Annotated in this window: 18 protein-coding genes; 8 read left to right on the top strand and 10 right to left on the bottom strand. The window is 73.5% G+C overall.

The window, feature by feature from the left end:
• Positions 1–74 precede the first annotated feature (74 nt).
• The 3 genes from ACZ7KX_RS03740 to ACZ7KX_RS03730 form a co-directional block, all read right to left on the bottom strand.
• Positions 75–1,097, bottom strand: a complete 1,023-nt coding sequence (locus ACZ7KX_RS03740; RefSeq protein ID WP_470325124.1) for a DNA cytosine methyltransferase — start codon at positions 1,095–1,097, stop codon at positions 75–77.
• 92 nt (positions 1,098–1,189) lie between these two features.
• Positions 1,190–1,837, bottom strand: a complete 648-nt coding sequence (locus tag ACZ7KX_RS03735; protein WP_470325123.1) for a dTMP kinase — start codon at positions 1,835–1,837, stop codon at positions 1,190–1,192.
• 239 nt (positions 1,838–2,076) lie between these two features.
• Positions 2,077–2,748 carry a DedA family protein gene (locus ACZ7KX_RS03730; protein WP_470325122.1) on the bottom strand — a complete coding sequence of 224 codons (672 nt, stop codon included), beginning with the start codon at positions 2,746–2,748 and terminating at the stop codon, positions 2,077–2,079.
• 270 nt (positions 2,749–3,018) lie between these two features.
• Here ACZ7KX_RS03730 and ACZ7KX_RS03725 point away from each other — a divergent pair, with 270 nt between their 5' ends.
• The 5 genes from ACZ7KX_RS03725 to ACZ7KX_RS03705 all read left to right on the top strand — a co-directional run bounded on the left by ACZ7KX_RS03725 (position 3,019) and on the right by ACZ7KX_RS03705 (position 9,098).
• Entirely contained in the window at positions 3,019–4,014 is a 996-nt protein-coding gene (locus ACZ7KX_RS03725) for an ArsR/SmtB family transcription factor (protein WP_470325121.1), read from the top strand.
• A 219-nt stretch (positions 4,015–4,233) separates the two neighbouring features.
• The gene (locus tag ACZ7KX_RS03720) at positions 4,234–4,419 is read left to right on the top strand and encodes a hypothetical protein (protein WP_470325120.1); all 186 of its coding nucleotides are present in this window, start codon (positions 4,234–4,236) and stop codon (positions 4,417–4,419) included.
• 29 nt (positions 4,420–4,448) lie between these two features.
• Positions 4,449–6,878, top strand: a complete 2,430-nt coding sequence (locus ACZ7KX_RS03715) for a TOMM precursor leader peptide-binding protein (protein WP_470325119.1) — start codon at positions 4,449–4,451, stop codon at positions 6,876–6,878.
• A gap of 241 nt (positions 6,879–7,119) precedes the next feature.
• A complete protein-coding gene (locus ACZ7KX_RS03710; RefSeq protein WP_350519247.1) occupies positions 7,120–8,394 on the top strand; it encodes a sensor histidine kinase in 1,275 nt (424 codons plus the stop codon).
• Positions 8,395–8,486: 92 nt separating this feature from the next.
• A complete protein-coding gene (locus ACZ7KX_RS03705; RefSeq protein ID WP_470325118.1) occupies positions 8,487–9,098 on the top strand; it encodes a response regulator in 612 nt (203 codons plus the stop codon).
• Positions 9,099–9,112: 14 nt separating this feature from the next.
• Here the strand turns inward: ACZ7KX_RS03705 and ACZ7KX_RS03700 are convergent, their stop codons facing one another.
• The 6 genes from ACZ7KX_RS03700 to ACZ7KX_RS03675 all read right to left on the bottom strand — a co-directional run bounded on the left by ACZ7KX_RS03700 (position 9,113) and on the right by ACZ7KX_RS03675 (position 13,782).
• Positions 9,113–9,775: an NADH oxidase gene (locus ACZ7KX_RS03700; RefSeq protein WP_470325117.1), complete on the bottom strand. Its 663-nt coding sequence runs from the start codon at positions 9,773–9,775 to the stop codon at positions 9,113–9,115.
• A 290-nt stretch (positions 9,776–10,065) separates the two neighbouring features.
• Positions 10,066–10,965 (bottom strand): TauD/TfdA dioxygenase family protein, encoded by a 900-nt coding sequence (locus ACZ7KX_RS03695; RefSeq protein ID WP_470325116.1) that lies wholly within the window; start codon positions 10,963–10,965, stop codon positions 10,066–10,068.
• A complete protein-coding gene (locus ACZ7KX_RS03690; protein ID WP_470325115.1) occupies positions 10,962–11,384 on the bottom strand; it encodes a lasso peptide biosynthesis B2 protein in 423 nt (140 codons plus the stop codon). The genes ACZ7KX_RS03695 and ACZ7KX_RS03690 overlap by 4 nt, the downstream gene beginning before the upstream one ends.
• Positions 11,381–11,638: a lasso peptide biosynthesis PqqD family chaperone gene (locus ACZ7KX_RS03685; RefSeq protein WP_470325114.1), complete on the bottom strand. Its 258-nt coding sequence runs from the start codon at positions 11,636–11,638 to the stop codon at positions 11,381–11,383. Before ACZ7KX_RS03685 ends, ACZ7KX_RS03690 begins: the two co-directional genes overlap by 4 nt.
• A complete protein-coding gene (locus tag ACZ7KX_RS03680) occupies positions 11,619–13,541 on the bottom strand; it encodes an asparagine synthase-related protein (protein WP_470325113.1) in 1,923 nt (640 codons plus the stop codon). Before ACZ7KX_RS03680 ends, ACZ7KX_RS03685 begins: the two co-directional genes overlap by 20 nt.
• Positions 13,542–13,656: 115 nt before the next feature.
• Complete coding sequence (locus tag ACZ7KX_RS03675; RefSeq protein ID WP_350519254.1) at positions 13,657–13,782, bottom strand: lasso RiPP family leader peptide-containing protein; 126 nt, start codon at positions 13,780–13,782, stop codon at positions 13,657–13,659.
• A 328-nt stretch (positions 13,783–14,110) separates the two neighbouring features.
• On the opposite strand from ACZ7KX_RS03675, the gene ACZ7KX_RS03670 reads away from it, so the two are divergent.
• Genes ACZ7KX_RS03670 through ACZ7KX_RS03660 form a run of 3 tightly spaced genes read left to right on the top strand, consistent with a single transcriptional unit; the run spans position 14,111 to position 16,721 of the window.
• Positions 14,111–14,773 (top strand): DedA family protein, encoded by a 663-nt coding sequence (locus tag ACZ7KX_RS03670; RefSeq protein ID WP_470325112.1) that lies wholly within the window; start codon positions 14,111–14,113, stop codon positions 14,771–14,773.
• A complete protein-coding gene (locus tag ACZ7KX_RS03665) occupies positions 14,770–16,086 on the top strand; it encodes a sensor histidine kinase (protein WP_470325111.1) in 1,317 nt (438 codons plus the stop codon). The genes ACZ7KX_RS03670 and ACZ7KX_RS03665 overlap by 4 nt, the downstream gene beginning before the upstream one ends.
• Entirely contained in the window at positions 16,077–16,721 is a 645-nt protein-coding gene (locus ACZ7KX_RS03660; RefSeq protein WP_470325110.1) for a response regulator transcription factor, read from the top strand. The genes ACZ7KX_RS03665 and ACZ7KX_RS03660 overlap by 10 nt, the downstream gene beginning before the upstream one ends.
• Before the next feature lie 133 nt (positions 16,722–16,854).
• On the opposite strand, the gene ACZ7KX_RS03655 is transcribed toward ACZ7KX_RS03660, so the two are convergent.
• Positions 16,855–17,883: an ornithine cyclodeaminase family protein gene (locus tag ACZ7KX_RS03655; protein WP_470325109.1), complete on the bottom strand. Its 1,029-nt coding sequence runs from the start codon at positions 17,881–17,883 to the stop codon at positions 16,855–16,857.
• Positions 17,884–18,026 lie beyond the last annotated feature (143 nt).

Genomic DNA, 18,026 nt, shown 5'->3' with positions numbered 1-18,026 from the left:
GGGTTGCGAGCCGGGGCGGGACGGAACACCCGATGCCGTCCCGCCCCGGCGTCACGGTCTCCGCGCCGCCCGAGTCACCGACCACCCCCTGCCGCCGGCGCCGACCGGCCCAGCGCGGCCCTGATGGCGAGCCCGAGGGCCCGGGCCACAGGGGGCGGCGATGCGTGGCCCACCTGGCGGTACCTGAGCGTCTTCCCGCCGGCGAAGGACCAGTCGTGGGGGAAGCCCTGCAATCGTGCCGCCTGCTCGACGGTCAGCCTCACCATCTCCGTGCCGTCCGGTGACGGGTCCCAGTGCTCCTCGGGCCCGGGGACCTCATTGGCGACGGTCCCGCCGTTGACCCGCATGCGGGCCCAGGAGCGCTTCGACCCGGTCGGCCCCAGATCCGGTCCGCCACGGTTCCAGGAACCCCCCACCAGGGTCGGGGCGACCTGATCGGCTTGTGCGGCCCAGGCGGCGGCGTGCGGCCACCCACGCGCGGCCATCGTGTCACCCAACGCCTCTCCCACCGTCGGCGGCGGCACGGTGTCACGCGCAGGGGGGACGAAGTCGCGCATGGCACCCCCCTTCAGCGCCACCAGGATCCCCTGCTTGCGGTCCTGGGGCACGCCGTGCCACATCGCATTGACGACGAACCACTCGTACTCGTACCCGAGGTGTTCGAGCTCGGCCTCGACGTCCGAACGGATCGGCTCGTACGCGGGCTTGACGGCCAACTCCGAGACGTTCTCGATGAGCAGGGCCCGCGGCTGCACACCGTGCAGGAGCATCACGGTCGCGTCGAGCAGGCGGAGTTCCTCGTCGCTGTCCTCGCGTCCCACCGCGGCGCTCGACTTCACCCGGGGCAGACCCGCCGCCAGGAGGTCCACGTCGTAGCACTCCCGGTGCTCCTCCGGAACGAAGTCCAGGAGGTCGGTCTCCAGGACGTTCCAATCCGGGCGATTCAGCCGCAGTGTCTCGCAGGCCACGGGCCGGTTGTCGAGGAGCAGCACGGGGTCGAATCCGGCCTGTTCGAGGCCGAGCGCGAGGCCGCCCGCCCCGGCACAGACGGCAAGACAGCTCAGGCGTTCGGGGCGGGACTCTTCCATGATCACCATTTGCGCTCGTCGGAACTCGGCGAAGGCTGACGCCCTGGGCCATCGATGATCGCATCCTCACCGGGAGGAGTCGATGGTCCGGATGCGCACGGCTACGGCCCGGTGGGGGCGGCCGCCGCTCGGGGCAGGGCCCGCTGGATCTCCTTGCGGAGGAGTTCCTGGACCTCGTCGAACGATCCGTTCCCGTCGACCACGACGACATCGGCGAACTCCGGGAGGGAGCGGTAGGCCTCCCGGTACGCGGCCAGGAACTCCAGCGTCTCCTCGTCGATGCCGCGGCGTCTGATCCTCTCCCGGGCGACGACCGGGTCGACGTCCAGGAAGAGGGTGAGGTCGGGCTTCGGGAGGCCCCGGTTGAGGCGCCGCAGGAAGTCCTCGTTGTCCGCTCCCTGCAGGCGGACGGCGGCGTACTGGCAGACGGTGTAGCGGTCGGCGAGCGCGACGGCTCCGGGGGTGCGCAGGACGTCGCCGACAGGGGCGAGCGCGGACAGCCGCGCGCAGGCCGAAATGAGCCTGATCGTGTCCGCCCCGATCATGCCCAGGTGGCCCGGGAAGCCGTCCTCGCGGGCGATCGCGTCCAGGGCCCGACGGACCGGGAGCTGCGACTGGTTCAGGAAGAGCCGGGTCGGGCGCCCCGATTCCTCGAACCATTCGGCCAGCCGCTGCACCTGGCTGGTCTTGCCGGCACCGTCGATTCCCACCACCGCGACCAGACGGCCGTTCCGGATCCCGGACTCCACTCTTCGCCACCTCCACGACGACCCGCACAACCCGCACAACCCGCACAACCCGCACAACCGGACAGGAGTGCCCCTTCCCCGGACGACATCATGCCGACCGGAGCCCCGGAACGCGTCGGATTCCGCGGACCGCCCCGCGGCCGCCGGTGTCCGGTCGCCGTCGGAAAGAGCCGAGACCCGCGCCGGTGTGCGGCGCGGGTCTCCGGAATGCGGGTACGGGGCTCGGGGCGGGCGCGGGTTCAGCCGCGGTGCCGGGCGCTCGGGCGACGGCGCATCCGCACCAGGAACCAGCGGGCGATGACCAGCACCGCCACCACCACGACGCCCTTCGACACCCAGCCGCCGTACTCCTCCACCAGGTGCCAGTTGTCGCCCAGCCAGTAGCCCAGCAGCACGAACACGGTGTTCCAGATCAGGCTGCCGGCGGCGGTCATCGCGGTGAAGGCCAGCAGCGGCATGCGCTGGATCCCGGCCGGTACGGAGATGAGGCTGCGCACCACCGGCACCATGCGGGCGATGAAGACGGCCTTGCGGCCGTGCCGCTGGAACCACGCGTCCGCCTTGTCGATCTCGTGCGCACTGATGAGCGGGATGCGGGCCGCGAGTGCGCGGGTCCGCTCCAGGCCCAGGAGGGCGCCCGCGGCGTACACGATCCAGGAGCCGACGATGGAGCCGATCGTGGTCCAGACGATGACGGCCGGCAGACTCAGCTTGCCCTGCCCGGCCGCGAATCCGGCGACGGGGAGGATGATCTCGCTGGGAATGAACGGCAGGACGGTGTCGACCAGGTTGGTCAGGCCGGCGCCCACGGCACCGAGGGTGGACATGACGTCGACGGCCCACCCGGCGATGCCGCCTACGGGCTCGGCGGAGGCGGTGGCGAGCGACGCGGAAGCCAACGTTGCGATCATGCCGTTCACGCTAGAGCGCGGGAGCGGGGCGCCACCATGAGGTCAACCGCCCGGTCCTGCTGCGGTTTTCCGTAACCATGACCAAAGCCCGGTCGGTGACGTGACGCCGGGCCCGGGTGACCGTCGCCCGCGCGCGGGTCGCGCGCCTGAGATTCTCATGCCCGCCGACGTGACGTACGCACCCGGCCCACGGGAGCCAGGCACTGTTCCCGCGGGCTCCGCGAGCACAGTGTCGGGGTACCACGACAGCGACGTAACGGGGCGGCCTCGATGCAGCGGATTCACTTCACCGGTACCGATCTGACACGCGTCCGGCTCCAGAGCAGCCTGGGGCCCCTGATCGAGGGCGTGTTCGCCCTGCGGCTGCTGACCCGGCCCTGGCGTGACGACGCGAGCGTGCGGTGGTGCGTCGCCGTCCGCAACGCCCTGCGGGCCGGCACCCGGGCGGCGCTGCCGGTGCCGCTCACCCGGGGCGCCGAGAACCTGCCGCTGCGACTGCTCGAACGCGCCGGGCGCGAGGAGACGGCGCAGCGGACGCCCGGCACCCGCGCGGAGGGCACCCGGCTGGCGCTGGACGTGTGGCGCGCCGGGGTGTCCCCGTACTGGGCGCGGATCCTCGAACGGCTGGAGGCGGTGTGCGAGGCGCACGGCAGGGTCGCGGCCGGCGGCGGGGTGGAGCAGCTCCTGTCGACGCTGCACCCGCGGATCTCCTGGAAGGCGCCGGTCCTGGAGGTGGACGACGGGCCGGACGTGGACCTCGCCCTCGACGGGCGCGGCCTGGTCCTCAAGCCGTCGGTGTTCCTGCCCGGGGAGGCCGGCCGGCTGGTGGCCCACGAGCGGGACAGCGGGCAGGCCGTGCTGGTCTTCGCCGCCGCGCCGGGACTCGTCGCCGGGTGGGACGACGCCCCGGCCCCGGACGGCCACGCCGGTGACGACGGCGAATCCCAGGCGCTGAGCGCGCTCGTCGGGCAGACCAGGGCGGCCGCCCTGCGCCTGCTGACCGACACCTCCACCAACTCCCAGCTCGCCGCCCGGCTGGGGGTGTCGCCGGGGGTCGCGAGCCGGCACGCCACCGTGCTGCGGGAGACCGGGCTGATCAGCACCCGGCGGGTGGGCAGCAGCGCCCTGCACACGGTGACCCCGCTGGGCATGGCCCTGCTCGGCGGGCAGTCGCGCAAGGTCCTGCCGTTCACGGCCCCCGGCGGCCCGAACGGCGGTCCGGTCCGGGCCCCGTACGGGGGTCCGGCCGGCGTCCGCTCGGCCTGAGCCGGGCCGCCGGTCGGCCCGTCCGTCGCCCCGCCCCGGCCCGCCCTCGCCCCGTTCGTCGGCCCTCCGGTCGGCCGGCCGGTATGACGTCTTCACACGCCGGAAGTGACCGCAGCACTGTCCCCGCCATTTCCCCGTTTCGCAGAATCTTGGCGCGGGCCCGCAACAGCGTGGGACTCGCAACTGATCGAGAGCAACGACCTAGGAGTTCCGGCAGCTATGAGCACCTTCCTGACCTTCGGCACCGTCACCGGCGACTCCGCCCTCGGCACCGCCTCCACCCCCGGCCTGGTGATCGAGGACGTCGACACCGTCGCGCCGCAGAGCGTGGCCCTGTTCACCGTCTGCGTCATGTCGGCCCAGCCGGCCCCCGCCTCGACCACCGGGGGCCAGCCGGGCGCATGACCGACACACGGGGGAAGAGACTGCAGCTGGTGACCAGCGACACGGACCGGGTGGGCTTCAAGAGCCACCTGCGGCCCGAGACCGTGCCCGGGCAGGCGGTGTACCTGGTCTCCCAACGCGGGCTGACCACTCTGCGCGGAGATCACGCCGAGGTGCTGGCGCCGCTGCTGGACGGCAGCCGCAGCACGGCCGCCGTGCTGCGGGAGGCGGCACCGGCGCTCGCCGCCGAGGAGGCCCTCGGCTCCCTGCGGGCGCTGGCCTCCGCGGGCCTGCTCCGGGTACGACCCGCGCGGGTGGCCGACGACCTGGCCGACGGGAACCGGCCGGACGACGACCGGGCGGACGGGAACCGGGCGGACGGGAACCGGGCGGATCACCGGACCGGGACGGGCACCGAAGGCCGGGCGGGGCACCGCGCGCGGTCCGGCCCGCCGCCATCCGCCACCGACGCCGGCCCCGCCGGCCCCGCCGCCGAGGCGTTCTGGGACCTGCTGGGGCTCGACGGCGGCCGGGTACCGGCCTCGCTCGCCCGCGCTCGGGTGCGGGTCCTCGCACTGACCGGCACCGACACGGACCCAGCCGAGGCCCGCGCGGCCCTGAGCGGCGCCGGGCTGAACCCGGCGGCGGACGGGGACGCGCCCGCGGACCTGTCCGTGGTGCTGTGCGACGACTACCTCTCCCCCCGCCTCGCGGACGTGGACGCCGCGCACCGCCGGGAGGGCACGGCCTGGCTCCCGGTCCGGCTGGGCTGGTCGAACCCGTGGTTCGGGCCGGTGTTCCGCCCCGGCGAGGGCCCCTGCTGGCACTGCCTGGCGTCCCGGCTGCGCGGCCACCGCCACTCGGAGGAGCTGCTCCGGTACTCGCTCGGCCGGCCCGACCCGGTACCGCTGCCGCCCGCGAGCCTGCCCGTGGTCCGCATGCTCGCCCTGCACCTGGCGGCGCTGGAGGCCGCGAAGTGGCTCGGCGGGCTGCGCGGCCCGGAGCACTCTTCCGTCCGCACCCTGGACACCGCGACGCTGGCCACCACCGCCCATCCGGTCTCCCGGATCCCGCAGTGCCCGTCCTGCGGGGACCGGGGCCTGGTGGCGCGGCGGGTCCGGGCGCCCTTCCGTCCGGTGTCGCGCCCCAAGGCCGCCGGAACGGGCAACGGGCACCGCGCCCTGACGCCCGGGCAGATGCTGGAGCGCCACGGACACCTGGTGGACCCGGTCACCGGGATCGTCAAGGAGGTCCGGCGCGCTCCCGGCAGCCCGGACTTCCTCCAGGCGTTCCTGTCCGGGCCCAACCTCGCCATGCCCGGCCGCTCGCTCGCGGGCCTGCGGGCCGGGCTGCGCAGCCTGAGCGGCGGCAAGGGCCTGACCGAGACCGAGGCCCGGGTGAGCGCCCTGTGCGAGGCCGTGGAGCGCCACAGCGGCTCCCGGCACGGCGACGAGCCGGTGGTCCGCGACTCGCTGCGCGGGCTCGGGCCGGCAGCCCTGCACCCCAACGCCGTCCAGCTGTACGGCGAGGAGCAGTTCCGGGAACGGGACCGGTGGAACGCGCGCGGTTCGCGCTTCCAGTACGTGCCCGCGCCGTTCGACCCGGCCCGGCCCACCGAGTGGACGCAGGTCTGGTCGGTGACCGGGCGCACCCACCGGCTGCTGCCGACGTCGATGCTGTACTTCGGCGCGGAGGCAGCGCCCGACGGCCTGTGGGCGGACTCCAACGGCAACGCGGCCGGCAGCACCCCCGAGGACGCGCTCGTCCAGGGGTTCCTGGAGCTGGTGGAGCGGGACGCCGTCGCGCTGTGGTGGTACAACCGCACCCGGCAGCCCGGGGTGGACCTGGCCGCCTTCGACGACGACCACCTGCCCGAACTGCTGGACGGCTACCGCGGGTTGAACCGGTCGGTCCACGTGCTCGACCTCACCTCGGACTTCGGGATCCCGGTCATGGCGGCCCTGTCGCGCCGCACCGACAAGCCCGTCGAGGACGTCGTCTTCGGGTTCGGCGCCCACTTCGACCCGCGACTGGCGCTGCGCCGCGCGCTGACCGAGATGGGACAGCTCCTCCCGGCCGTCGGCGCGGTGACGGCGGAGGGCACCGGGTACCGGATCGACGACCCGGACGCGCTCGACTGGTGGCGCACCGCGACGCTCGCCGGCAAGCGCTACCTGACGCCCGATCCGGCGGTGGCGCCCCGCCGCCCCGGGGACTGGGCGTACGCGCCGACCGGGGACCTCCTGGAGGACGTCACCGCGATCACCGGCCTGGTCCGGGACCGCGGCCTGGAGCTCCTGGTGCTCGACCAGACGAGGGAGGACCTCGGGATCCCGGTGGTGAAGGTGATCGTGCCGGGGATGCGGCAGTTCTGGGCGAGGTTCGCGCCGGGCCGGCTCTTCGACGTGCCGGTGGCCCTGGGGCGGCGGAACGAGCCCCTTCGACGGGAACAACTCAACCCCGTACCGCTGTTCGTCTAGCAGAGCAGGACGGGTGCGCCCGGACGCGTGCACCTGCGGCCCCTGCCGGTCGGGTCTCCCGGAGCCCTCGACCGGCCAGGGGTCGCGTTCGCGTGCCGGGGGTGCCCGTCCCGGGGTCATCGACGACCGCGCGCCGGGCAGGTCATCGGATGTGTTGATTAGTCAACTTTCATCCGTACGCCAAGATATGATCGACGGAAGTGCTCGCAGGGGGATGTGAGCAGAGAAGGCCGCGGAGACAATGCAAGTTCCCGATGAGCTCAGCCACGACGACAGCAGTCGACCGGATGGTAGCGGAGGGCAGGGAACGGAGAGAGGCCAACGCACACCGCCCGCCCCGCGTTTCGCCCTCCTCATCCTGACGTCTGCGCTCCTGAGTTACCTCGGCATCACGGCCCTCAACATCGCGGGCACCGAGCTGGCCCCCGTCAACATGGCGGTCTGCCTGCTCTTCCTGGTCGCCATCTTCTGCCTCCAGTTGAAGCACTCCCGGCCGGGGGCCGAACAGGCTCCCGCCGCGCAGAAGTGGACGACCCTCGGCATCCAGGCACTGCTCACCTACCTGCCGATGCCGGTCTTCAACGCCCAGTGGGGCGCCATGGCGGGGTTCCTGGCCGGATCGCTGCTGCTGCTCCTGCCGCCCCGGGCCGGCTGGCCGCTGTACGGCGTGGTCGGACTCAGCATGCTGGTTCCTCCGGCGATCGACGAACGCCCGCTGCTCGACAGCATCTACCTCTCGCAGTCGACCCTGCTGACCGGCCTCGTCGTCTACGGGCTGTCCCGGCTCGCCGCCCTGGTGCGGCAGTTGCACGAGACGCAGAACGAACTGGCCCGGCTGGCGGTGATCCAGGAGCGGCTGCGCATCTCGCGCAACCTGCACGACCTGCTCGGCTACAGCCTGTCCGCCATCACCCTGAAGAGCGAGCTGATCCACCGGCTCGTCCTGGCCCAGCCGCAGCGCGCCAAGGCGGAGGTCGAGGACGTCCTGACGCTGTCCCGGCAGTCCCTGGCCGACGTCCGCCGGGTCTCACGCGGTCTGCGCGAGATGTCCCTGGAGAGCGAACTCTCCTCGGTCGTCGCCCTGCTGGAAGCCACCGACGTGGAGCTGACCACCAGCGTGCGGCTCGGCGAGCTCGGCCCGCAGGTCAACACGGTGCTCGCGGCCGTCCTGCGCGAGGCGATCACCAACCTGCTGCGCCACTCACGGGCCGGCCGCTGTTCCATCGAAGCCGTCCAGAACGGCGGCCGGGTACGGCTCGTGGTGACCAACGACGGGGTGGACCCGGACTACCGGGACACCTCGCAGCACAGCGGTGCAGGCCTGGAGAACCTCCGGATGCGACTGCACTCCGTCTCCGGCCGACTGACCATCGCCCACGGGTGCGACGGAACGTTCCGGGTCGTCGCGGAGGCCCCGGTCTCCGCCGTCCCCGGGCAGCGGGAGGCCGCGGAGGACACCGAGCCCTGGGAGACCGGGGAGCCGTCCGCACTGCCGCACAGCGGCCCGGCCGCCTGACCGCCCGCCACCCGAGCCCGCTCCGGACCCCCCACGTCCGGATCCTCCCGCCCCCACCCCAGGCCCGCGCGGCCGCAGAGGAGTGTTGTGTCATGGAGATCCGCATCCTGCTGGCCGAGGACATGCACATGGTGCGCGGCGCGCTCGTCGCGCTGCTGGACCTGGAGGACGACCTCACCGTCGTGTCCGAGGTCGCCCGCGGCGACGAGATCGTGCAGGCGGCCCTGGAGCACCGGCCCGACGTGGCCGTCGTCGACATCGACCTGCCCGGCGTCGACGGGCTGACGGCAGCCGCCCGCCTGCGCGAGCGGCTGCCCGAGTGCCGCACCCTGATCCTGACCAACCTGGGACGCCCCGGCACCCTGCGACGGGCCCTGATGGCCCAGGTCTCCGGCTACCTGCTCAAGGACGCGCCGCCCGGTGAACTGGCCAGCGCGATACGCCGGGTGGCGGCCGGGCAGCGGGTGATCGACCCGCAGCTCGCACTGGACACCTGGAACAGCGAGGAGACCCCGCTGACCGAACGGGAGACCGAGGTCCTCCAGCTCGCCTCCGAGGGCCACGACCCGGTCGAGATCGCCAAACTGCTGCGGCTCTCCGCGGGCACCGTGCGCAACTACCTGACGACGATCGTCTCCAAGCTCCACGCGCGCAACCGGGTCGACGCGATCCGCGCCGCCCGCGAGGCGGGCTGGCTGCTGTAGGGCCCGCCCGTCCGTCACCGGGGCGGGCCCGTACGGGCGTCGTCCCGGGGCGGACGGACCGGGTCGGCCGGAACGGCCATCCCGGCCGCCCGCAGGTACCCGATGACGCCCCGGGTGACGCCGGGCGGCAGCGGGAGCGCGGCCACCGCGTCCTCCAGCAGACACGGCCGAGCCAGCATGCCGATGACCCAGAACGCCTCGGGGCGGTGCACCACCACCCGGTACGGGCTGGTCGGCGTCTCCAGCACCACGCCCTCGGTCCGGACCACCAGGGACGCGCCGAGCACCAGCCGCAGGCGCCGCACCGGCAGTCCGACCAGGGTGAAGGCCGCCTTGGGGCTCATCGGGTACACCGACAGCAGCGGGCCCACCAGGTCGTCCATCGCGAGGGTGCGCACCACCAGGTGGGCGACCTGCCGCAGGGCCGGCAGCAGGATCCGGTCCGGCGGCACGCCCGCGCCGGTGCCGGGCGGGTGTTCCACGTTGCTCAGGCGCACCGGCCCCAGCTGCATCCGCCGCAGGGCCTCGCGCACCAGGCCGTAGCCGTCCACCCTGAGCCGTTGGACACCCCACCGACCGCTGAGGACGGTCTCCGTCTCGCCGTCGCCCGAGACGACGGCGACGTCCTCGTCCAGCGACCAGAGGTGCACCACCTGATGCTCACTCGTGTCGCTCACTGGGGCCTTCCCGGCCGAAACTGATGTCGCCGCCAGTATGGCGCGGCCGGTCCCGCGCAGACACCTCCGGGGTCACGGCGTCCGCGTGAAGATTTCACATCCGCCCGCACGGAGCGGGCAGTTCAGGGGCCGGCGGCCGGCTGCGGCGGTCGTGGGGGGCCGCCGCAGCCGGGGGCCGACCGCGGCGGTCGTGGGGGAACCGACGCGGCGGGCGGCCGGCCGCTGCGCCCGAGGCCTTCGCCGTCGTCGGGGGGCGACGGCGAAGGCCTCGGCGATCAGGGGCCCGGCGCTCAGGGCGCGGGGGGAAGGGCCGGCTCCGCCACCGGCACCGACACCGGCAGCGGCTGCGGCACCGGCTGCGGCGCGGCGCTGGTGATCCGCCGGGTGATCTTGCGCCGGCCGTGCGCGGCCGGCACGGCCTTGTGCAGCACCGAGGTGTTGTCCCAGACCAGGACGTCGCCGACCGCCCAGCGGTGCCGGTACACGTTCGCCGGCCGGGTCACCGTGCCGTAGAGCAGCCCGAGCAGGCGCCGGCCGTCGGCCGGCGAGCGGCCCGGGACGTCCCGCAGCCAGTGCTCGTTGAGGACGAGGACCTCCCGCCCCGTGGCGTGGTGCGTCGCCACCAGGGGCCGGACGAAGTCGGTCAGTTCGGCGAGCTTGCGCTGCCGTTCCTCCTCGGACAGCACCACGGTGCGCATCGCCGTCGCCCGCCGCATGTCCTGCTCGGCGATCTGCCGGCACGGGAAGCCGCCGTTCAGGCCGGACACCTCCGCCCGGAGTTCCTCGGGCAGGTCCGCGTACCCGGCACGCAGGTCCGCGAAGAGCGTCTCGCCCTCCTCCTGCGGGGCCTCGTCGCAGGTCAGCAGGGTGACCAGGGAGCGCGTCGGCGCGAAGGACCCGTCGGCGTGCCAGTACTGCCCGCCCGCATTGGCACCCAGCCCGCGGACGTTCGTCTGGAGACGCACCTCGGGGTGGCCGGGCGCCCGGTGCTCGGCGGGGAAGACCGTCTCGGGCTCGCCGAACCAGCGCGCCAGCCCGCTGAACTCCGCCGGGTCGCGCGGGAACCCGGTCAGGTGCAGCACGCCGTACTCCCACAGCAGGGTGCGCAGCATCCGCGGGCTGTGGGAGCCGGGCTCGAAGCCGTCGATCCGCAGCCCGAGGCCGAAGTCCGTCAGTTCCGTCGTCCTCATGACCGCTCCAGCGGGGGCACCCGGATCAGGGTCGTGTGGTAGCCGCGCGGGTACGGCTCGTCGACCGGTTCGCCGTCGACCTCCACCCAGGCGTGCGCCAGGAAGGGGACCACCCGCACGCCCGAGCACCAGGTGGGCCAGTGGCCGTGCAGCCGGCAGAGCAGGGCGGTGGCCAGGGAGCGCTGGACGCAGCCCTCGCCGGCGCAGCTGACGCTCACCGCGACGACCGCGGCGCGGGAGCGGCTCGCCTCCCGGACGGTGGAGGGCCGGGCGCCCCGGCGCAGGAACTCCAGGACCGTACGGATCCGGGCCGGCGGCTGGTGCATCAGGGCCCGGGCCACCACCGTCGCCAGCCACGGCAGCAGGCGCCGGTGCGCGGCCAGCCGGGGGCGGTCGGTGATGGCGACGGGTGAACTCACGGCGTCACCAGCCCGGCCGCGCGCAGCTTGGCGAGGAGGCCGGCGGCGTCCTGCTCGGCCTGCTCGGGCGCGACCCGGGCACTGCCGGCCGCGTCGACGGCCGCCTCCCGGGCGTCGCGCCCGGCGAGCAGGCCCTGGAGGACGCGAGCGCCCGAACCGTTGAGCCGCCAGTAGCGGCCCGACCGCTCGTCGAGCAGCACCGCGCCGTCGTCGGTCTCGGCGATCGACACACCGTCAGCGAGGTTGAGGAACACGGTCGTCCTTCCCGTGGTTCGAATCCGTCGGTTCGGTTGCGGGGGCGTCGGCCGGCGCCAGGTTCCATCGGGCCCGGGCGCGCAGCCAGTTCTCGACGGCCATGGTGGAGTCGAGGGCGCCCCAGGGCAGGCCGGGCGGGTAGGCGGACAGCGCCATGTGGCGCAGCGTCGCGGCGTCGACCAGGCCGAGCCCGGCCAGCAGCGGCTGCTCGAACAGTTCGGCGAGCTGGCCGCGGTGGCGCTGCTGGCCGCGGAAGAAGTCGTCGGAGAACTCGCCCTTGGTCGCCCGGTTGAGCGACCCCTCGGGCATCGTGCCGCGCATCGCCTCGACCATGAGCGGCTTGTACGTCCACGGGGAGCTGCGCTCCTCCGGGCGGACCGCCAGGCAGGCCTCCATCACGCGGTCGTCCAGGTAGGGGGCCTGGAGGACGGCGCCCTCGGCGCCGGTGACGAACTCCGCGAGGCGCACCGCCGCGCCGAGCTGGCGGGCCAGGTCGATGGTGGTGTGCGCGGAGCGGGTCGGGGCGTAGGACCGCGCCCCGTCGGCACGTCGGCGCATCTCGGCGATCAGGCCGGACGCGGCGTCGGCGGTGACCCACGGCGGCAGGCGCAGCGGGTACTCCCAGCCGAACAGCGGCGCGTTGGCCGGCGGGAAGGGCTTGGTCAGGTCCTCGGCCTCGGCGGCCAGCCAGACGCCGTACGGGCGCCGGTCGGCCAGGGCCCGGACGGTGGCGGACGCGGACCAGCGGCGCATGGCGCGCATGCCCGCGAGGTGTTCGCGGGCCAGGCCGGGGCGGCGGCGCGTCAGGTCGTGCAGGTAGCTGGGCTTGACCGCCAGCACTTCGTCGCCGCCGTGTCCGGTGAGGTGCACGCGGGCGCCGACGGCGGCCAGCCGGCGGGCGGTCTCCTTGAGCCTGGCGACCGGGCGGATCCAGCGGGTGGGCTCGTCCAGGCCGGTGATCGGGCTCGCCACGTCCTCGAACATGTCGGGCAGTTCGCCGGGCCGGAAGACGGTGTGCGTGATGTGGTCGCCGTCGAGCAGGTCCTGCGCCTTGGCGGCCCAGATGTGGTCGTCGTGGGTGGGGTCCGCCACCCCGATGCGCACGGTGACGAGGCCGCCGGAGGCGCGGCCGGTGGCTTCGGCGGCGAGGAAGCTGAGGGGGGTGGAGTCGAGGCCGCCCGACAGGTCGGAGCCGACCACGGCGCCGTCCCGGACGCGGACCGCGACCGCCTCGGCGAGGGCCTGGCGCAGGGCGGGCGCGCCCTGCGTGCGGTCCAGCTCCTGCGGCGGCGGCTGCCACCACGGCCGGACCGTGGAGCGGCCGTTCGCGGCGATCAGCAGGCAGCTGTCGGCGGGCACGAGGTCGACACCGGTCCACAGCGGTTCGGTGAGCGACGACGGGGTCATGGCCAGCAGCCGCGCGGTGAGGCGGACCGGGTCCAGCGGGGCGTCGGCCAGGGCGGCGAGCAGGTCGGCGCGGTCGGACGCGAGGGCGCAGCCGTCGACGGTGGCGGTGAAGACGCGGCGCACCCCCGTGGCGGTGCCCTGGACGCGGATCTCGCCGTCGATGCCGGCGACCAGGTGGGCGCTGCCGGCGAGGGAGCGGGCGAGCGCGTCGAGGTCGGCCGGGTGCCGTACGCGCTTGGCCCAGCCCTCCAGCTGATCGGCGGTCAGCGCGTGGGTGCCGGTCACCAGCAGCGCGGTGGTGCCGTGCCGGGCGTGGACGGCCGAGGCGACACCGGTGCTCCCGTCCGGGGCCCGTCCGACCACCCAGGGACGCCCCGAGGCATGGTTCAGGGTGAATCCGACGTGGCCGCCCAGTCGCCGGGCCACCGGGAGCGCGGACGCGCAGTCGGGCAGGACGACGAACCAGGGACCAGGGGGATCCGGGTTCTCTTGCATGGTTCCTCCGCGATTCCGGGAGCAGCGGCGGGCGGAATGCGGGGGGAATCCCCCGCATTCCGCCGCCGTCTGGCACCGTTCAATTCATCCGATCAGCGACCGGCCTTTGTGAGGCTTAGTCGAAGTGGATGAAGAAGTCGGCCAGCGGGAAGCCGACACCACGGGTCAGCTCGTCGTAGTCGCCGAGCTCGGAGAGCTCCGGGGCCTCGTAGACGAGACCGGTCTCGATTTCCTTCTCCATGTCTGACCTCCGGTTGTGAGGGATGGATTCGCTCGAACGAACCGCTCGAACGAGATCCAACGTAGCCCCGGACCGACAACCCGGAAAAGGAAATCCGAGCGGGTTGGCAGGAAAGGGTCAGCGGCGTTTGCCGCGCATTCCGGCGGCCGCGGCGGCCGACCCGGGCCGGGCGCGCGGACCCTCCGGGTTTCCGCAGGACCGGCCCTGCGGAGAACACCACCGGACCGGACGGCAATCCTCATACCGTCGCTGAACAGCGCTTCCTAGGTTGGAGGGGCATCGGGGCAGCCGCCCCGGCCGACCGACCCCGCCGGCCTTGGAGACCACCATGAACCCCATGCTCCTGGCGCTGCCCCAGGAACCCGCGGACGGCATCGCGGGCTGGGCCGCCGACCTCGTCGACACGATGGGCGGCCCCGGGGCCGGCCTGGCGATCGCCCTGGAGAACCTGTTCCCGCCGCTGCCCAGCGAGGTGATCCTGCCGCTGACCGGCTTCGCCGCCGGCCAGGGGGTGCTCAGCCTCGTGTCGGCCCTGTTCTGGACGACGCTGGGCTCGGTCGTCGGCGCGGTGGTCCTCTACTGGACAGGCCTGCTGTTCGGCCGCGAGCGCATGCACGCGATCTGGGCGCGGCTGCCGCTGGTGAAGGTCTCGGACCTGGAACGCACCGAACAGTGGTTCGCCAGGCACGGCACCAAGGCGGTCTTCCTCGGCAGGATGGTGCCGATCTTCCGCAGTCTGATCTCCGTGCCGGCCGGCGTCGAGCGGATGGCCCTGCCGCAGTTCATCATGCTCACCACGCTCGGCAGCCTCATCTGGAACAGCGTGCTGGTGCTGGCCGGCTACTGGCTGGGCGACCGGTGGGACACGGTGGAGACGTACGTCGGCGTGCTGTCCAAGGTCGTCCTGGCCGTGGTCGTGGTGGCCCTGGCCGGGTACCTGACGGTCCGGCTGCGCAACCGCAACCAGTCGCAGCAGCGGCGCAGTTCATGACCGGGACCGTCCTGCCGGAGCGCACCGCCCAGGCCGCCGCGCCGTCCTGGCGATCTTGCCCGGGCTGCGCCGCCGCACTAGGCTCGGGCCTCGTGCGAGGAGATTCAGCGGGCGCGGCATCCCACCACCCGACGGGGTTTCCGGATGGTCAGGGCGTCGCGGAGGACGAGGCCGTCGCACCGGCCCCCTCCTGGCCGCGCCGCAGCCTGGGAGTACTGATCGGCTGTCTGACCGCGATGCTCGGCGCGCTGCACTTCCTCGTCGTCGGCGCCGCCCTCGGCCCCTTCCTGCTCTGGCCGCGCAGCCGGCCGAGCGCCCTGGAGGTGCTGATGGCCGGGGCCCGCCGGCTGACGCTCCTGGAGCGCACCCGCCGCTCCGCCTTCTTCGGCGACCGCTTCCCCGAGCACTACAAGGCGTCCGACCAGAAGCTCCTGCGCTACCTGGCGGTGCGCTGCTACACCGGGCTGCTCTGCGCCGTCGTCATCGGACTGCTCGGCTTCGGCGTCCTCCTGGCCGGGCTGATGGTCAACGGGGCGACCCGCGGGACGCTCGACTGGGACCAACTCCTCACCCAGGCACTGCTGGGCGGTGTCCTGCTCTTCCTCGACCTGCAGGGCCTGTACTCGCTGGCGGCCCTGGACACCCGGATCGCCCGCGAGTGCTTCGGGCCCTCCGAGCAGGAGCTGCTCCGGCGGCGGATCGACGAACTCGCCACCAGCCGTGCCGCGGTGGTCCAGGCCGTGGACGCCGAGCGCCGGCGCATCGAACGCGATCTGCACGACGGCGTCCAGCAGCGGCTGGTGGCGCTGGGCATGCTGCTGGGCAGGGCCCGCCGGGGCCGCAACCCCGAGCAGGCGGGCGCGCTGCTGCTGCAGGCCCACGAGGAGTCCCAGGGCGTGCTGACCGAACTGCGCGAGGTGGCCTGGCGGGTGTACCCGTCGGCGCTCGACAGCCTCGGCCTGGAAGAGGCGCTGGGCGGGGTGGCCGAGCGGTGCAGCATTCCGCTGCGCACGCAGTTCGAGGTCGGCGCGGCGCTGCCCAAGCCGGTGGAGACGGCCGCCTACTTCGTGGTGTCCGAGTCCGTGACCAACGCCGCCAAGCACTCCTCGGCCACCGCCATCTCGGTGCGGCTGACCCTCAGCGGCACCCTGCTCACCGTCCGGGTCGAGGACAACGGGACGGGCTGCGCGGACCCGGCCGGCAGCGGCCTGACCGGGCTGCTCAGCCGGGTGGCCGCACTGGACGGCGTCCTGCATGTCGACAGCCCCCCGGGGGGACCGACCACCATCACCGCGGAGATCCCATGCGCGTAATCCTCGCCGAGGACTCGACCCTGCTCAGGGAGGGCCTGGTCCGGCTGCTCGTCGAGGAGGGCCACGAGGTCCTGGCCGCCTTCGGCGACGCGACGACGCTCCTCCGGGAGGTCGAGGCGCAGAAGCCGGACGTCGTCGTCCTCGACATCCGGATGCCCCCGACCCACACCGACGAGGGGCTGCGGGCGGCCGTGGAGATCCGCGAGCGCTGGCCGGAGGTGAGCGTGCTGGTGCTCTCCCAGCACATCGAGCGCAACTACGCGGCCAAGCTGCTGGCGTCCAACGCGGAGCGGGTCGGCTACCTGCTCAAGGACCGGGTGGCCCAGGTCGAGGAGTTCCTCGACGCGCTGGAGCGGATCCACGCGGGCGGGGCGGCGATCGACCCGGAGGTCATCCGGCAGCTGGTCATCCGCACCACGCACGGCGATCCGCTGGCCCGGCTGACCCCGCGCGAGCGCACCGTGCTGGAGGCGCTGGCGCAGGGGCACACCAACACGGCCATCGCTCAGAAGCTGCACATCTCGCTGAGTTCGGTGGAGAAGAACCTCAACACCGTCTTCGACAAGCTGGAGTTGAGCCACACCACCGGCTACAGCCGGCGGATCCTGGCGGTCCTGCGGTACCTGGAGTCCTGAGGCCCGCCCGCCCGCCCGCCGGAGCCGAAGGCGGACGGCGGGACACGGACGGACCGGACACGGACGAACGGGCGTCCCCGTGCCGGGTCGACGGCGCGGGGACGGCCCGGGTCCGGTGCCGCGGGGTCCGCCGCTACGCGAAGGCGTAGGGGTTCAGCGCGTCCTCGGGCAGGTGCTCGATCTGGACGTGGTCGCCCATCCCGCCCTCGGCGGCGAGCTCCAGCAGGACGTCGAAGGCCACGTGGTCCTCCAGCGCGAAGCCGGTGGAGTCGAAGACGGTCAGGCCGTCCCGGTGGGCCTCGGCGAGGGCCGGGTCCGCGCACAGCTCCATCAGGTCGGGCCCGAGGTCGCCCTCCACCAGCTGCTGGCACTCGCCCTCGCGCAGCGCCTGCCCGCGGTGGTCGGCCGTGACGAAGGCCGACCGCAGGACGTGCAGCGGCACCTCGAACTTGCCGATCAGGTCCGCCCCGATGGCGTTGACGTGCGCGTGCGGCAGCAGGTGCTCGCCGAGCAGCACCGGGCCGCCGCCGACCGCCACCGAGGTGACGGTGCAGATGATGTCGGCGGTGGCCTCGATCTCGGCGACCGTGGCCACCCGGACGTCCAGCCCGAGGAACTCCACGCGCTCGGCGAAGGACCGCGCGTGGGCCGGGTCGATGTCGTGGACGACGATCCGCTCCAGCGGGAAGACCCGGCTGAGGGCGTGGGCCTGGGTGACGGCCTGTGCGCCGGCCCCGACCAGGCCGAGCACCCGGCTGTCCGGGCGGGCCAGCAGCCGGCTGGCGATCGCCGAGGCGGCGCCGGTCCGGATGGCCGTGGGCAGGATCCCGTCGCAGACCGCCAGCAGACGGCCCGTCACGTCGTCGTACCGGGTCATGGACCCGATGATGGTGGGCAGCCGGTGCTCCTCCGGGTTGTACGGCGTGTAGCCCACGGTCTTGATGGTGACGGAGTCGCCGGGCCGGTGGTGCGGCATCCATTCGATGATCGCGGTGTCCCCCGGACCGCGCAGGAATCCCTCCCGGGCCGGGGTCACGCCGCCGTGCCCGCCGGCCCGGAACGCCTCGCCCAGACGGGAGATCATCCGGTCCATGAAATGATCGAAGCCCTTTTCCTTGACGATCTTGGCAATATGCTGCCGGGTGAGGACCACAGTTTCCATTTTTTCCCCTTGCCTAATGCCACGGAGTGGCATCTTCCTGTCGACGGATTTACCGAGCCGTGCGATCCGAAAGGGCGAACCGGAAACTGAAGCTAGCCGCCGGATTCAGTCCGGTCAAGATTTCCGCCGGGCGCATTACGGGA

It is taken from the genome of Kitasatospora sp. NPDC038210 (assembly GCF_055600605.1).
Note: the sequence above shows the minus strand (reverse complement) of the source record. Positions and strands in the feature narration are given on the sequence as shown.

Coding starts and splice junctions, on each gene's coding strand:
- ACZ7KX_RS03740 (WP_470325124.1), bottom strand. CDS start 1,097: ATGGTGATCATGGAAGAGTCCCGCCCCGAACGCCTGAGCTGTCTTGCC.
- ACZ7KX_RS03730 (WP_470325122.1), bottom strand. CDS start 2,748: ATGATCGCAACGTTGGCTTCCGCGTCGCTCGCCACCGCCTCCGCCGAG.
- ACZ7KX_RS03725 (WP_470325121.1), top strand. CDS start 3,019: ATGCAGCGGATTCACTTCACCGGTACCGATCTGACACGCGTCCGGCTC.
- ACZ7KX_RS03720 (WP_470325120.1), top strand. CDS start 4,234: ATGAGCACCTTCCTGACCTTCGGCACCGTCACCGGCGACTCCGCCCTC.
- ACZ7KX_RS03710 (WP_350519247.1), top strand. CDS start 7,120: ATGCAAGTTCCCGATGAGCTCAGCCACGACGACAGCAGTCGACCGGAT.
- ACZ7KX_RS03705 (WP_470325118.1), top strand. CDS start 8,487: ATGGAGATCCGCATCCTGCTGGCCGAGGACATGCACATGGTGCGCGGC.
- ACZ7KX_RS03695 (WP_470325116.1), bottom strand. CDS start 10,965: ATGAGGACGACGGAACTGACGGACTTCGGCCTCGGGCTGCGGATCGAC.
- ACZ7KX_RS03680 (WP_470325113.1), bottom strand. CDS start 13,541: ATGCAAGAGAACCCGGATCCCCCTGGTCCCTGGTTCGTCGTCCTGCCC.
- ACZ7KX_RS03675 (WP_350519254.1), bottom strand. CDS start 13,782: ATGGAGAAGGAAATCGAGACCGGTCTCGTCTACGAGGCCCCGGAGCTC.
- ACZ7KX_RS03670 (WP_470325112.1), top strand. CDS start 14,111: ATGAACCCCATGCTCCTGGCGCTGCCCCAGGAACCCGCGGACGGCATC.
- ACZ7KX_RS03665 (WP_470325111.1), top strand. CDS start 14,770: ATGACCGGGACCGTCCTGCCGGAGCGCACCGCCCAGGCCGCCGCGCCG.
- ACZ7KX_RS03660 (WP_470325110.1), top strand. CDS start 16,077: ATGCGCGTAATCCTCGCCGAGGACTCGACCCTGCTCAGGGAGGGCCTG.
- ACZ7KX_RS03655 (WP_470325109.1), bottom strand. CDS start 17,883: ATGGAAACTGTGGTCCTCACCCGGCAGCATATTGCCAAGATCGTCAAG.